Here is a 13776-nt window from a genome sequence, read left to right as displayed (position 1 = left end):
CAACCAATCTTTAGAACACAATCAACAAAAGGACACAATGATGCGTCACTCTAAGATATTCAAGGGACTTGGCGTCCTGGCGGCCGTCGCGCTGTTGGCCACCGGCTGCACCGGCACCCTCGACAAGACCGACGAAGTTGCAGGCGAGGGCCTTGGCACCGCGTCCACCGCGGTGGCCCAGGCCGCCAAGGATTTCCAGGGCACCTTCACCTACTGGATCGGGCTGACTTTTCCCGAATCCAGCAACGACCTCGAAGCTGCCCGCATCAAGGCGTGGGGCGACAACCTCGGCATCAAGACAGAGGTCATCAAGGTCAACCAGAACGAGGTGGTCCAGCAGGCCTCCGGCGCCATTGAAGCGAAGTCGCTTCCCACCGCCATGACGGTGCCCTATGACCTGATGTCCACCATGGCCACCGGCGGCCAGCTCTCGCCTGTTCCAGATGCCTACACGGCCGTGGGCGAGTCCCACGGCGGCTGGCTTGATTCCATTGACACCGCCACGAAGGCCAAGAGCTTTGGTGACGAGATCTATGGCGTCCCCTTTGGTTTCTTTGGCAACGTGTTGTTCAGCAGGGCAGACCTGTTGAAGGAAAAGGGCTTCGATTCCCCGCCCAAAACCTGGGACGAACTGCTGGACCAGTCCAAAGCCACCCAGGATCCGCCCACAACATATGGCATGGGCTTCGCCCTCTCCAACGTCCTGGACGGCAACCTGACCACCTCCATGATGCAGTCCTTCGGCGGCCGTGTGGCCGACGATGCCGGCAAGAAGTGCACCATCGACAGCCCCGGGACCGCCACCTTCCTGAACTGGATCAAGGGTGCATTCGACGACGGACAATTCCCGCCTTCCGCCGTCACCTGGGACGGCGCCGGTGACAACAACTCCTACACCTCAGGCCAGTCGATCTTCATCGTCAACACCGGCAGCGTGTACCAGTCCATGAAGACGGATGACCCGGACCTGGCAGCTGCCAGCGCCTACTCCGCCCTGCCCGCAGGCCCGGCCGCGCAGGTCGCCCCCGTAGACCCGCGCTACCGCGTTGTGCCCACGAGCACCTCCGATGCCGGAAAGATTCTTGCCCAGGACCTCTTCGAATCCCTCGCCGATGACACGTACATGGCCAGCTTCATGGAGAACGCAACGTACGGCCCCGTCCTGAAGTCACAGCTGGAGTACCCCGTCTTCACCGACAGCCCGGTCCATGCCGGCCTGCTGGAGCAGGCGGAGAAGGGCACGGCCCCGGCCTTCCCCGACACGGCCAACGCCGCCTACTCGGACTACCAGAACGCGTTCTCGACGCCGCGGATGGTCCAGCGCGTGGTGGTGGACAATATCTCAATCGACAAGGCCATGGCTGAAGCCCAGGCCTCATGCCAGACGATTTACGACCAGCATGCAGGCTAATACCAGCAAGGCAGCGGCCCCTGCCGGGGCACCCGCCCCGGCAGGGCCCGCGGGCATCTCACCACGCGGCTCCGGCTCCGCCAGGAAGCCTGTTGCGTCCAGCAGGGAAGCGCGGCTAGGCCTTCTGCTGGTCCTTCCGGCAGTGGCCGTCATCGTCATCCTTATTGGATACCCCACCATCTCCTCCATTTGGTACAGCTTTACGGACAGGATGGTCGGCTCCCCCGGCCGGTTCATCGGTCTTGCCAACTACGCCCGGCTCGCCACCGACTCCGGATTCCTGTCCGCGGCGGCAAACCTGGTCTTGATCGTCGGCATCTCACTCCTGCTAAAGCTGGTCCTGGGCACGCTGGTTGCCGTTATCCTCAACCGGCCCCTGCCCGGCCGCAACCTGTGGCGGCTGCTGGTCATGCTGCCGTGGGCCATGCCCGGTTTTGTTGCCTTCATGGGCCTGCGGCTCATGTTTGAATCACCGTACGGCGCCATCAACGTGGCGCTGGAAACGTTCACCAGCCCGGTTCCGTTCCTCAGCGACCCCACATGGGCCCGCATCTCGGTGGTCCTGGCCACCGTTTGGCGAGGTTTCCCATTCTGGGCCATCTCCATCCTGGCCGCCTTGCAGACCATCCCCAAGGAACTCTACGAGGCAGCCCGCATGGACGGAGCCTCCGCCTGGCAGCAGTTCGTGAACATCACCATTCCGCAGATCCGCGCCACAGTGGCCGTGATTGCCGTCATCTCGGCCATCTGGACCGCGAACGGCTTTGAGAATATCTGGCTCATGACCCAGGGCGGCCCGTCAACAACCACCATGACATTCCCCGTCCTGTCCTTCCTGAGCCTGCAAAGCCGCCAACTGGGCCAGGCCGCCGCCTACGCCGTGGTCATCCTGCCCGTCATGGCCCTGTTCATCATGCTGCTCAGCCGGCGAAAGAAGGAAATCTGATGCAGAAGAGTGGACGCCTGGCCACCATCCTGGGCATGGCATTCCTTGCCATCCTTGTGGTGCCGCCCGTGTATTACATGATCATCGCCTCGCTGAAGCCCCGGTCAGCCATCTATCGGACCCCGTCCTGGCTGCCGGAACGCTCCAGCCTGGACAACTACATCAAGGTCCTGTTCAACGACCATTTCCTGGTCAACATCGGCAACAGCCTCATCGTTGCTCTCATGACCACGCTGCTTGCCATGATCCTGGGCGTTCTGGCGGCCTACGCCATTGCCCGGTTCAAGTTCCCGGGCCGCAACGTGGCCAGCCAGCTCATCCTCATGAGCTACCTGACTCCAATGGTGCTGCTCTTCATCCCGTTGAGCGTTGTGGTGGGAAACCTGGGACTGGCCGACACCCTGCCCGGCCTGATCCTGGTGTACCTGACGTTCGCCGTGCCCCTGTGCACGTGGCTGATCCTGGGCCACTTCCGGGACTTCCCCGTGGATTTGGAGGAGGCTGCCTCGATTGACGGGGCGACCAAGATGCGGACTCTTTTCAGCATCCTGTTGCCGGTCTCCGCCCCGGCGTTGGCGACGGCAGCCTCCCTCGCCTTCATGATGGCGTGGGGCGAGCTGTTCCTTGCCCTGACGTTCGTCAAGGGGCAGGGTGTCATGACTGCGCCCGTTGCGCTGCAGCACATGAGCACCGGCGACGTGCAGCAGTACGGGCCCATCATGGCGGGCGCCGTCCTCTCAGCCATCCCCGTGCTGGTTGTCTACTACATCTCCCAGCGCTGGGTTGTCCAGGGCGCTGCGGAAGGTGCTTTCAAGGGCTGAGCCCGCGTTTTCTCCCGGAGGGGCTGGCCGCAACAGCCGGCCCCTCCCCTGCATCCACCCAACGACCGGCATCAACCCCGGTACTGCAATCAACCCATAGGAGTTTGCCTTGACCATTCGCAATGCCGAGGTGCTGGTCACCAGCCCCGGGCGCAACTTTGTCACCCTGCGCATCACCACCGACGACGGTGTGGTCGGCCTGGGTGATGCCACCGTCAACGGGCGCGAACTTGCCACCGCGGCCTACCTGAGCGAGCACGTGGTGCCGCTGCTGATCGGCAAGGACGAGCACAACATCGAGGACATGTGGCAGTTCCTCTACCGCGGGGCCTACTGGCGCCGCGGTCCCATTACCATGGCCGCCATCGCCGCCGTCGACGTGGCCCTGTGGGACATCAAGGCCAAGATCGCCGGCCTGCCGCTATACCAGCTGCTCGGCGGCGCCTCGCGTGTTGGCGCGCTCGCGTACGGGCACGCCTCAGGATCCGACAATGACGCCTTGTTCAGCTCCATCCGCAACCACCTGGACCAGGGTTTCAAGGCCATCCGCATCCAGACCGGCGTTCCCGGCCTGGGCCAGATCTACGGCGTGGCCACCGACCAGCGCCCCGGCGAGCGCTACGACTACGAGCCCGCCAAGCGGTTGCCGCTGCCCGCGGAAGAAACGTGGGACACCCGCGCCTATCTGCGCCACATCCCCTCGGTGTTCGCCGCGGTGCGCGAGGAATTCGGTCCGGAACTGATCCTGCTGCACGACGGCCACCACCGCATGACGCCCAACCAGGCGGCGTCCCTTGGCAAGTCGCTGGAACCGTACGACCTGTTCTGGCTCGAGGACTGCACGCCCGGCGAGAACCAGGAGGGACTGCGCCGGGTCCGGTCCCAGACCACCACGCCTCTGGCCATTGGCGAGGTATTCAACTCGGTCTTCGACTACCAGACGCTCATCACTGAACAGCTCATTGACTATGTGCGCAGCGCGGTCACGCACACCGGCGGCGTCACGGCGCTGAAGAAACTCATGGACTTCGCTGCGATCTACCAGATCAAGTCCGGCTTCCACGGCCCCACCGACATCTCCCCCGTGGGCCAGGCGGCGCAACTGCACCTCGGCATGGCGATCCACAACTTCGGCATCCAAGAGTACATGAAACACTCCCCCGAAACCCTGGAGGTCTTCCAGACCAGCTACACCTTTGAGAACGGCCTGCTCCACCCCGGCAACAACCCGGGCCTGGGCGTCGACTACAACGAAGAGCTGGCCGCCAGCTACGGGTACACCACCGCATACCTGCCCGTGAACCGACTGCTCGACGGCACCGTCCACGACTGGTAAGCTCCCCGCGCCGCAAAGGCCGCCGGCCGTCCCTGCCAGGGGCCGCCGGCGGCCTTTTGTGTACCCGGTGCGCCGGTCAGGCGCGGTGCTTCAGGCGCACGACGGCGTCACTCACTAGTGCGGGGACCGGCGCCGAAATGTCAATCACCACGCAACGCTCGTCCGCGTCGAGGGCTTCCAGCGTGGCAAGCTGCGAATCGAGCAGCGCCGTTGGCATGAAATGGCCCGAACGTCCCTCGAGCCGGGACCCCAGGACTTCGCGGGTCCCGGCAAGGTGCAAGAACACTACGTCCGGTGCCTGCACCCTGATCATGTCCCGGTAGCTGCGCTTCAATGCTGAGCAGGCCACCACCAATCCGTTGGCGGAGCCAGCCAATTCCTTGCCAACGATCTCCAGCCAAGGCTCCCGGTCGTCGTCGTTCAAGGGCGTTCCGGCGGCCATCTTGGCAATGTTCGCCATTGGGTGGAGGGAGTCTCCGTCCGTGAACGGCAGGCCAAGTTCGTGCGCCACGAGGGCGCCGATTGTGCTCTTGCCGCAGCCGGAGACTCCCATCACCACAATGTGCTGCACGGGTGCAGCAGTTGTTGCGTCAGTCACCAGTCGTGGACCGTTCCGTCAACCAGGCGGTTGTACGGCAGGTAGGCCTGCTGGTACGGGTAGGCCGCGGCGGCCTCCTCGTTGAATTCCACGCCGATGCCCGGGGCGTCGCCGGGGTGCAGGTAGCCGTCCTTGAACGTCATCGACTGCTCGAAGACCTGGTTGGTGGCGTCCGAGTGCTGCATGTACTCCTGGATGCCGTAGTTGTGGATGGCCAGGCCGACGTGCAGCTGGGCGGCGAAACCGATGGGGGAAATGTCGGTGGGCCCGTGGAAGCCGGACTTGATCTGGTACTGGGCGGCGTAGTCCATAACCTTCTTCAGCGGCGAGATGCCGCCGAAGTGTGTGGAGGCGGCACGGACATAGTCGATCAGCTGTTCCTTGATGAGCGTCTGGAAGTCGAAGACCGTGTTGAAGACCTCGCCGATGGCCAGCGGTGTGGTGGTGTGCTGGCGGACCAGGCGCAGGCCCTCCTGGTTTTCGGCCGGGGTGCAGTCTTCAAGCCAGTACAGGTCATACGGTTCCAGGGACTTGCCCAGCTTGGCGGCCTGCATGGGGGTCATGCGGTGGTGGCCGTCGTGCAGCAGCGGGATTTCCGGGCCAAACTCGTTGCGGACCGCCTCGAAGACGGTGGGCAGGTGGCGCAGGTAGGCGCGGGTGTCCCAGTCCTCTTCCTGCGGGTAGGAGCCGCGGCCGGCGGGCTCGTAGTCGTAGCGCTCGCCCGAGGCCTGGGCCTGGGCGGCAACACCGTACACGGCCTTGATGCCGGGGACGGCGGTCTGGATGCGGATGGACTTGTAGCCCAGTTCCAGGTGTTCGCGGACGGAGTCAAAGAGCTGGGGAATGTCGGAGCCTGAGGCGTGGCCGTAGGCGCGCAGCCCGTTGCGTGAAGCACCGCCGAGCAGCTGGTAGACGGGCATGCCGGCCAGCTTGCCCTTGATGTCCCACAGGGCCATGTCGACGGCGGCGATGGCGGCCATCGTGACCGGGCCGCGGCGCCAGTAGGAGCTGCGGTAGATGAACTGCCAGGTGTCCTCGATGCGGTTGGGGTCGCGGCCGATGAGCAGCTGGGCCACGTGCTCCTTCAGGTACGCGGCTACGGCCAGTTCGCGGCCGTTCAGGGTGGCGTCGCCGATGCCGGTGATGCCTTCATCGGTGGTGACTTTCAGGGTGACGAAGTTGCGGCTGGGGCTGGTGACGAATACTTCTGCGGAAACGATTTTCACTTCGGGGATTCCTTTCGGGAATGGGGTGGGCGTGGGGACTGGCAAGTTCTGTGGTGGAGTTGCCGCGGGTGGCAGGCTTCGCCGGTTTTATTTTGCGGGGGCGCTTGTGAGCTCTTCAAGCAGACCCGTCAGCGCCGCCAGGGTGCCCTCATCCGAGCCCATGCCGGCATCGACGATGCCGACCAGGGCGGCCAGCTGTTGTCCGCCAGGCAAAACCAGCGCGGCAGCGATGTCGGCTGCCGCTGCCGCGTCGGCAACCGCGTTTCCGGCTGCATGGCGGGCCAGCACAAACGCCACCCACGCGGCGACCATGCGCAGGGCCCCGGTGCCGGAGCGGCCGGCTGCCCTTTCCTCCGTATACACGGGCACGGCCCGCATGCGCAGCTTGTTGGAGCCGTCCTGGGCAATCTGTGCCAGATGGTGGGCAATGCGGGCGTTGCTGAAGCGCTCCCGCAAGGCTGCCCGGTAGGCCGGGATGTCCAGGCCTGCGGCAGGCAGGTTGGCCTCGGCCTCATTCCAGAACTCTTCAACCCAGTCGGCGCAGGCCGGGTCCGCCAGCGCCTGTGCCACGGTTTCGTGGCCGCGCAGCTGGCCTGCATAGGCCATGAGGGAGTGGGCTCCGTTGAGCAGCCAGAGTTTGCGGTTCTCGTAGTCCTCTATGTCGTCAACAAAAACGGCACCTGCACTGGCCCAGTCGGGGCGCCCGGCAGGGAACTCCCCGCTCAGGACCCAGCTGCTGAAGGGTTCGGTGACAACCGGGGAGGAATCCGCATAGCCGCATTCGGCCGCGACCAGGTCAATCTCGGCGTCGGTTGTCCGGGGGGTGATGCGGTCGATTGACGTGCCCACATAGCTGACGTTGGCGTCGATCCAGGCACCAAGCGCGGGGTCCACGACGTCGGCGAGCCCGCCGATGGCGGCCCTTGCCGCGATGGCGTTGTTGGACAGGTTGTCGCAGGAGACCACCGCGATCGGACCGGCGCCCGCATCGCGGCGCGCGGCCAGGGCCTGAACCAGGCGCCCCGCCGCCGTTGCAGCGGCAGGCGCGTTCCCGCCGTCGTGCTTCACGGCTGCACTGGAGGTAATGGCGCGCAAGGCCGCAATATCCGCCTGGACGGCTGGGTTGCCGGCATCCAGCGTGCCGTCTGCGGCCAGGTTGTACGCGGCCTCGGTAATGGTAAGGGTGACCATGGCCGTGGTGGAAGCTGCGACGAGACGCGCCAGGGTGGCGACATCCGCGCCGTCGTGGGCCTCGACAATGCTGGTCATAAGCTCAAATGAGTCGCCGTCACCGCCCCGCTCGATGAGCGTGTAGAGCCCGTCTTGCGCGGCAAGTGCCAGGGCGGCATCGGGGCGCCGGCCGGTGAAGGCGGCAATACCCCACTCGTTGCCATCGCTGGCGCGCTGGGTGTACCAGGCCTGGTGGGCGCGGTGGAAGGCACCCAGGCCCAGGTGGACGATGCGCACCGGCGCTGGCGGTGCCGTGTTGGCGGTGGTGCGGCTTAGTGCAGGGATGGTTTGCGCGGCGGTCACAGCTTGAATGCCCTTCGGGGTGCGGCATCGACGATGTCGACGATGATGTCGTGGGCGCGGGCCTCGCTGACGCGGCGCTCGGCCACGACGCGGGCCAGGAAGCTGGCCTCGATGCGGCGGGAGGTGTTGTGGCGCGCGGGGATGGAGCAGAATGCGCGGGTGTCGTCGATGAAGCCCGAGGAGCGGGAGAAGCCGGCGGTTTCGGTGACGGCTGAACGGAAACGCAGCATGGCATCCGGCGCGTCGAGGAACCACCACGGGGCGCCAATGAACACTGACGGGTAGAAACCCGCCAGCGGGGCAATCTCGCGGGAGAACACGGTCTCATCGATCGTGAACGGGATGAAGTGGAAGCCGGGCGCCGTGCCAAAGTCCTCCAGCATGGGGCGCAGTGCCTCGGTGTAGCTGACGGCGAACGGGATGTCATGGCCGGTGTCGGCACCAAACTTGTTGAACGAGTCCGTGTGGTGGTTTCGGAACACGCCGGGGTGGATGGTCATGACGAGGCCGTCGGAGACCGCCATGCGGGCCATCTGGTACATCATGTGCGCCTCGAAGACATCGGCGTCCTGGGCGGTGGCCTCGCCGCGGCGGGCCTTGTCGAACAGGGCCGTTGCGGCTGACTCGTCCAGGCGCAGGGTTTGGGCGGTGCGTGCGCCGTGGTCCGAGGAGACCGCGCCGTGCTCCACAAAATACTGGCGGCGGTTCTCCATGGCACGGATGTATCCCGCATAACCGTCCAGTCCGTCGCCGGCAGTCTCGATCAGCTGCTGCACGCGCCCGGCCCAGCCGGCGGCCGCAAACTTGATGTAGGCGTCGGGGCGGAAGGTGGGGAGCACCCGGCCGGCGAAGGTGGGGTCGCTGGCGATGGCCGCGTGGGAGGCGAGGTCGTCCAGGGGGTCGTCCGTGGTGGCCAGAACCTCGATCTTGAAGTCCTTGAACAGCTGGCGGGGGCGGAAGGCCGGGCTCTTGAGCTTGGCGTCGAGTTCATCGAAGAGGGCGTCGGCGTTCTCGGCGTTGACCTCGCGGGTCAGGCCAAAGACGTGCTCGAAGGAGTCGCGCATCCAATATCCGGAGGCGGTGCCGTCAAAGAGCGGCCAGGCCTTGGCGAATTCCCGCCATGTCTCACGCGGCTCCACCACGGCGGTGCCGCCCATGCGGAGCCGTTCCAATGGCACGCCGCTCGCATGGATCAGGCGGGTGACGTAATGGTCCGGGGTGACCAGCAGCGTTGCAGGGTCCGGGAAAGGGGTGTCCAGCTCAAGCATCGACGCTTCAACGTGTCCATGGGGGGAAATGATGGGGAGGTCTTCCACCCGGGCCAGCAAGTCGCGGGCGATGGCGCGGGTGCCGGGGTCGGCCGGCAGCAGGCGGTCCGGATCTGCGGCCAGGGACTTTTGCGCAAGGCCTTCGGCCTGCGCAAGGGAGGGCGAGTGTGCGGTGGATTGTGACATAGGTCAATCCTCCCCGTGGCAACACGTCGTTGTCAACCGGTTGCCAAACTTTGCCAACCGTGTTGCCTGGCTTCGCGGCAGTGCCTTAGGAGTGGCCGGCGGCGCGCCCGGTTGATCCCCTGAGCACCAGTTCGGTGGTCAGCGTGGATTCCATGGTGATTCCGCTTTCCTGCACGGTTTCATCCAGGACCATGGCCATTGCTGCGACACCCAGCTCACGAAGCGGGGACTTGATTGTGGACAGCGGCGGCGTGGTGAAGTCCGACCCAAAGATGTTGTCAAAACCGAGGATGCTCAGGTCCCCCGGCACGTTCATGCCGGCAGCCTGGAGCTCACGCATGAGACCGATCGCCATGAGGTCGTTGTAACAAAAGACTGCCGTGGCCCCTGCCTTGCGGACAACCGCGGCGGCGCGCCGTCCGCCGTCGACCGTTGGGGCACCAGCGGCAACCGTGGCAACGGCGATGCCGTGCCAGTCACAGCGCTCCTTGATGGTTTCCCAACGCAGCCTGGACATCCATGAACGGTCCGGTCCGGCAACATAGGCGATGGAGCCATGCCCCATGTCGGCCAGGTGCCGCACCGCATCAGCCACGCCGGCCTCGGTGTCGGCAACCACGGAGCCGACGCCGGCCACCCGACGGTTGGTGACCACCACCGGCTTCTTCCGTGCCAGCGCCTGGATTTCCTCATCAGCCAGCCGGGGACTTGCCAGGATCAGCGCGTCCACTGTGGCCAGCATTCGCTTGGCGGCTGTCAGTTCATGCTCCGCCGACTCGGTCGATTCAGCGAGCATCAAGGTGTAGCCCCTGTCAGACGCCGCGGTCTCGGCACCCCGGATGATGTCGAAGAAGGCCGGGTTGGTGATGTCCGCAACGATGAGGCCCACTGTTTGCGTCTTGCCGGTGGGCAGGGCCCTGGCAAAAATGTTGACGTGGTAGTTGAGCTCTTCCGCCGCATCAAGAATCTTCTGCTGGGTCTTGGCACTGACCCGCCCAGGCTTGCTGAGCGCCCGGGAGACCGTCGACGGGTTGACGCCGGCCAGTTCTGCGATGTCATAGATGGTGGCAGCGCTTTTGGCGCGGGGTGCCCGTCCGCCCTTGCCGCTGCCTGCCATGGTGGGGTTTGACACTGAAGTTCCTTCGCTGTTGGTTGCCAGCGCCCATGCTAACTGACTGGCCGTCGCAATCTGGACATCGGGACGCGGAGGCACTGCGCTTTGTCAGGCCCGCCGCGTCCAGGTGGTGGCCGCCGTCGTTTAGGCGCGTTTGGGATACTTGCCTTCGGTGCGGATGCGGTCGTTCAGCATGGACAGGAATTCGTCCTCGTCGAAGTCCAGCCCCACTTCCTCCCCCTTCCAGCTGGAGAGGTGGATGGCATTGGCCAGCCGGACTCCGTTGATGCCGTCGGAGCCGGGCGCAAGCAGCGGCGTGCCGTCAAGGATGTTGGCCGCAAAATTCTGCAGCACGCCGGCATGTTGGCCGCCCCACACGGAATCAAATTCCACTGTTTCGGTGGTCAGGAATTCATCCATGTCCAGCTGCCCCATGAAGAGCTTGCGGACGTCATCCATGCCCATGTCCTGGCTGATCTCACGTTCCTTCTTCTTCAAGCGGGTGACTGTGGCCGTCTTGCTGCCTTCGACGACGATCTTGCCCTGGTCGCCAAGAATCTCAAACCGGTCGGTGCCCACCATGTCATGGGTGGCGGTGACAAAGGTGCCGGTGACGCCGCCGCCAAAGTCGGCCAGCGCAGTGACCTCATCTTCAACGGCGATGTCACGCCGAAACCCGTAGGAGACCTTGGCAAACACGGACTTCGGCACGCCGCAGATCCACTGCCACAGGTCCAGCTGGTGGGGGGCCTGGTTGACCAGCACACCACCGCCCTCGCCGCCCCACGTGGCACGCCATTCGCTCGAGTCATAGTAGCCCTGGGGCCGCCACCAGTTGGTGATGATCCAGTTGCTTCGCAGGATCTCGCCAATTTCACCATTGTCGACGATCTCTTTCAACCGCTGGTAGAGCGGGTTGTTACGCTGGTTGAACATGATGGCAAAGGACAGTTCGGGCTTTGAGGCGGCAAATTCGTTCAGTTCCTTCACCTGCTTGGTGTAAACGCCGGCAGGTTTTTCCACCATTGCGTGAAGCCCACGCGACAGGGCCGCCATGCCCACCTCGGGGTGCAGGTAGTGCGGAATGCAGGTAACAATGGCGTCTACATCCCCGCTGTCCATCATTTCAATGTAGTCGCCATACACCTTGACTCCTGGGTAGCTCTCCGCCGCCATGGCCTGCTTGGCAGGGTCGGCGTCTGTGACCGCACCAATTTCCATGTTGGGAACCAGCCCCTCGGTGATGAACCGGGCGTAGGCCCCTCCCTGCTGTCCCAGGCCGATAATGCCGAGCCGTACTTTTCGTGTCACTTGAATCAGTCCTTTGCATCGTGGAACAAATACTTGTGTTGCCTTGCCTGGCGGTGTGGGGCGGCGCCTAGAACAGGTTCGCGAATCCCATCGCAATGAGGTTCCGGCGCGAAGTTTCCAGCGCCTCCCACACGGTGCGCCCGTAGAGTTCGTCCTGCTCCACGAGCAGGTACTGCGCCCCGGCTGCGAGGGAATGCTCAATGATGGAGGGGAAGTCCAGGTTGCCTTCGCCGACCTCGGCGAACTGGACAATATCCCTGAATGCACTCATGAACCCGGCCATGTCGCCGGAATCCAGCAGGCCAAATGCCTCCTCCGGCATCATCCCGATCCGATAGTCCTTCAAGTGCACCATCGCGGTGTTCCCGGCATACTTGTCCAGTGTCCGCACCGGGTCCAGCCCGCCTCGCGCCACCCAATGGACGTCAATCTCCAAGCCCATGGCCGGCGAGTTCTCGTTGATGATGTCGAGCAGGTATTTGCCGTCAAACTTGGCAAACTCAATGTGGTGGTTGTGATAGTAGAGTTTGATGCCCTCTTCCTGCAGCCGTTCCGCATACCCGTTGGTTTCCTTGGCGAACTCAACCACCGCGTCAAGGTTCCTCATGGCAGCAAATGGCATCATGCCGATGCGCAGCAGCTTCGTGTCAAGGCGCTTGGCGTCGTCAATGATCTTCTCGAAGTCGTCTTTCAGGGATTCGCCGGGCCTTCCGACGGGCTTTTCCATCATGACGGACAGCGACGCCACATCAACGCCAAGTTCCGCCTGGGCCTGCTCCAGCTCGCCAACGTTTTTTGCGTCCATGGGGATCTGGGAGACCTCCACTGAGTTGTATCCGAGCTCGCTGACCTTGCGGAGCGTCTCAAATGCGCCAATCTCCGCAAAACTGTCCTTGAGCATCATTGCCTGAACACCGATTTTTGCCATGGTTTTCCTTTCGTTGCGGATGCCGTGCCAGCGCCGCTCGAAGCGGCCGGTGCAGCAGCCCTGCTGTCTTTGACGCTTGGTGGGGCTAGGACACCGCGGCGAGGCGCCCGGGGAAGCTCTGTGCGTACACGTCCTTGATGATCCGCAGTGTCTTGAGTGCTTCAGCAGGGTCAATCCAGAATGGCCCGGACTGTCCCAGCTGGGAGTAAAAGTCTTCGATGAGCAGTTGGTGGGAGACACCCCAGTAGTCTCGCCCGCCGGACGCGGCCTTGCGCTCCCGGACAATTTCCACCCGCCCGTCTTCGTGTTCAATGGTCAAGTCCCCGCGCAGGTGCAGTGTGGCCTTCTCCGCAACAATGTCCACTGTGACTGGCGCATTGACGGGATTTGCCAGCGTGGCATAGAAGACGCTGCGGGCACCATTGGCATGGACCATGGCAATCTCCGCGGTGTCCTCCACGTCAATGGTTTCGCCCAGCGTGTGGGTTGCCGCGCTGCCGGCCACGGTTGTTACGTCGCCCAGGATCCACTGCAGCAGGTCAAGGGTGTGGATGGCCTGGTTCATCAACAGCCCTCCTCCCCCACCTTGCCAGCTTCCACGCCAGGGACGGTTGAGGTAGTACTCGCGCGTGCGGTTCCACATGACCGTTCCGGAGCCGCCCAGCACGGCGCCAAATTCACCGGCTGCCAGCCGGCCGGCCATGGCCGCCACCGCATGGTTGTACCGGTTTTGGAAGCAGATGCCAATGCGCGCCGAACTTGCGGCAGCGGCGGCCGCCAACCGTTCCCCGTCAGCCAACGTGCTGGCCAGAGGCTTCTCGCTGATGACATTGACGCCGCGTTCAAGAGCTGCGATGGCCGGGTCTGCGTGCTGGTTGTGCGGCGTGCAGACGTGCACAACGTCCGGGCGCACTTCCTCGAGCAGCCTCACCACCTCGCTGTATCCGGGTACACCGTGGGCCTGCGATGCCGCGGCCAGGCGGCCCGGGTCGGTGTCGCACACGGCCACAAGTTCCGCCCCGTCGATGGCCGCCACGGCATCAAAATGCACGCTGGAGACGTCACCGCATCCAATGATCGCTACCTTGGGCATGCTGC

At 64.3% G+C, this 13776-nt stretch carries 12 protein-coding genes; 4 read left to right on the top strand and 8 right to left on the bottom strand.

Translation table 11 applies throughout. The features are described from left to right. The first annotated feature begins 37 nt into the window (after positions 1 to 37). From JOF48_RS13215 to manD (JOF48_RS13200), 4 genes are all read left to right on the top strand, one after another. Complete coding sequence (locus JOF48_RS13215; RefSeq protein ID WP_209681400.1) at positions 38 to 1411, top strand: ABC transporter substrate-binding protein; 1374 nt, start codon at positions 38 to 40, stop codon at positions 1409 to 1411. After that, complete coding sequence (locus JOF48_RS13210) at positions 1401 to 2357, top strand: carbohydrate ABC transporter permease (RefSeq protein ID WP_209681397.1); 957 nt, start codon at positions 1401 to 1403, stop codon at positions 2355 to 2357. Before JOF48_RS13215 ends, JOF48_RS13210 begins: the two co-directional genes overlap by 11 nt. Next, complete coding sequence (locus JOF48_RS13205) at positions 2357 to 3178, top strand: carbohydrate ABC transporter permease (RefSeq protein ID WP_209681395.1); 822 nt, start codon at positions 2357 to 2359, stop codon at positions 3176 to 3178. The genes JOF48_RS13210 and JOF48_RS13205 overlap by 1 nt, the downstream gene beginning before the upstream one ends. A gap of 109 nt (positions 3179 to 3287) precedes the next feature. Continuing rightward, complete coding sequence (manD, locus tag JOF48_RS13200; protein ID WP_209681393.1) at positions 3288 to 4514, top strand: D-mannonate dehydratase ManD; 1227 nt, start codon at positions 3288 to 3290, stop codon at positions 4512 to 4514. A gap of 76 nt (positions 4515 to 4590) precedes the next feature. Here manD (JOF48_RS13200) and JOF48_RS13195 read toward each other — a convergent pair whose 3' ends face one another. From JOF48_RS13195 to JOF48_RS13160, 8 genes are all read right to left on the bottom strand, one after another. Continuing rightward, the gene (locus JOF48_RS13195; RefSeq protein WP_342591243.1) at positions 4591 to 5112 is read right to left on the bottom strand and encodes a gluconokinase; all 522 of its coding nucleotides are present in this window, start codon (positions 5110 to 5112) and stop codon (positions 4591 to 4593) included. Further along, the gene (gene manD / locus JOF48_RS13190) at positions 5109 to 6338 is read right to left on the bottom strand and encodes a D-mannonate dehydratase ManD (protein WP_209681392.1); all 1230 of its coding nucleotides are present in this window, start codon (positions 6336 to 6338) and stop codon (positions 5109 to 5111) included. Before manD (JOF48_RS13190) ends, JOF48_RS13195 begins: the two co-directional genes overlap by 4 nt. Before the next feature lie 87 nt (positions 6339 to 6425). Further along, positions 6426 to 7871 (bottom strand): mannitol dehydrogenase family protein, encoded by a 1446-nt coding sequence (locus JOF48_RS13185; RefSeq protein ID WP_209681390.1) that lies wholly within the window; start codon positions 7869 to 7871, stop codon positions 6426 to 6428. Beyond that, positions 7868 to 9325 (bottom strand): glucuronate isomerase, encoded by a 1458-nt coding sequence (uxaC, locus tag JOF48_RS13180; RefSeq protein WP_209681388.1) that lies wholly within the window; start codon positions 9323 to 9325, stop codon positions 7868 to 7870. Before uxaC ends, JOF48_RS13185 begins: the two co-directional genes overlap by 4 nt. An 85-nt stretch (positions 9326 to 9410) precedes the next feature. Then, positions 9411 to 10457: a LacI family DNA-binding transcriptional regulator gene (locus tag JOF48_RS13175; protein WP_342591242.1), complete on the bottom strand. Its 1047-nt coding sequence runs from the start codon at positions 10455 to 10457 to the stop codon at positions 9411 to 9413. Between the two features lie 126 nt (positions 10458 to 10583). Then, positions 10584 to 11750: a Gfo/Idh/MocA family protein gene (locus tag JOF48_RS13170; RefSeq protein ID WP_209681378.1), complete on the bottom strand. Its 1167-nt coding sequence runs from the start codon at positions 11748 to 11750 to the stop codon at positions 10584 to 10586. 67 nt (positions 11751 to 11817) lie between these two features. Then, entirely contained in the window at positions 11818 to 12678 is an 861-nt protein-coding gene (locus JOF48_RS13165) for a sugar phosphate isomerase/epimerase family protein (RefSeq protein ID WP_245346533.1), read from the bottom strand. Between the two features lie 85 nt (positions 12679 to 12763). Further along, positions 12764 to 13771 carry a Gfo/Idh/MocA family protein gene (locus tag JOF48_RS13160; protein WP_209681377.1) on the bottom strand — a complete coding sequence of 336 codons (1008 nt, stop codon included), beginning with the start codon at positions 13769 to 13771 and terminating at the stop codon, positions 12764 to 12766. Positions 13772 to 13776 lie beyond the last annotated feature (5 nt).

Source organism: Arthrobacter stackebrandtii, from assembly GCF_017876675.1.
Classification (GTDB): domain Bacteria; phylum Actinomycetota; class Actinomycetes; order Actinomycetales; family Micrococcaceae; genus Specibacter; species Specibacter stackebrandtii.
The sequence above is the reverse complement of the archived record's forward strand: the minus strand, read 5'-3'. Positions and strand labels throughout refer to the sequence as shown.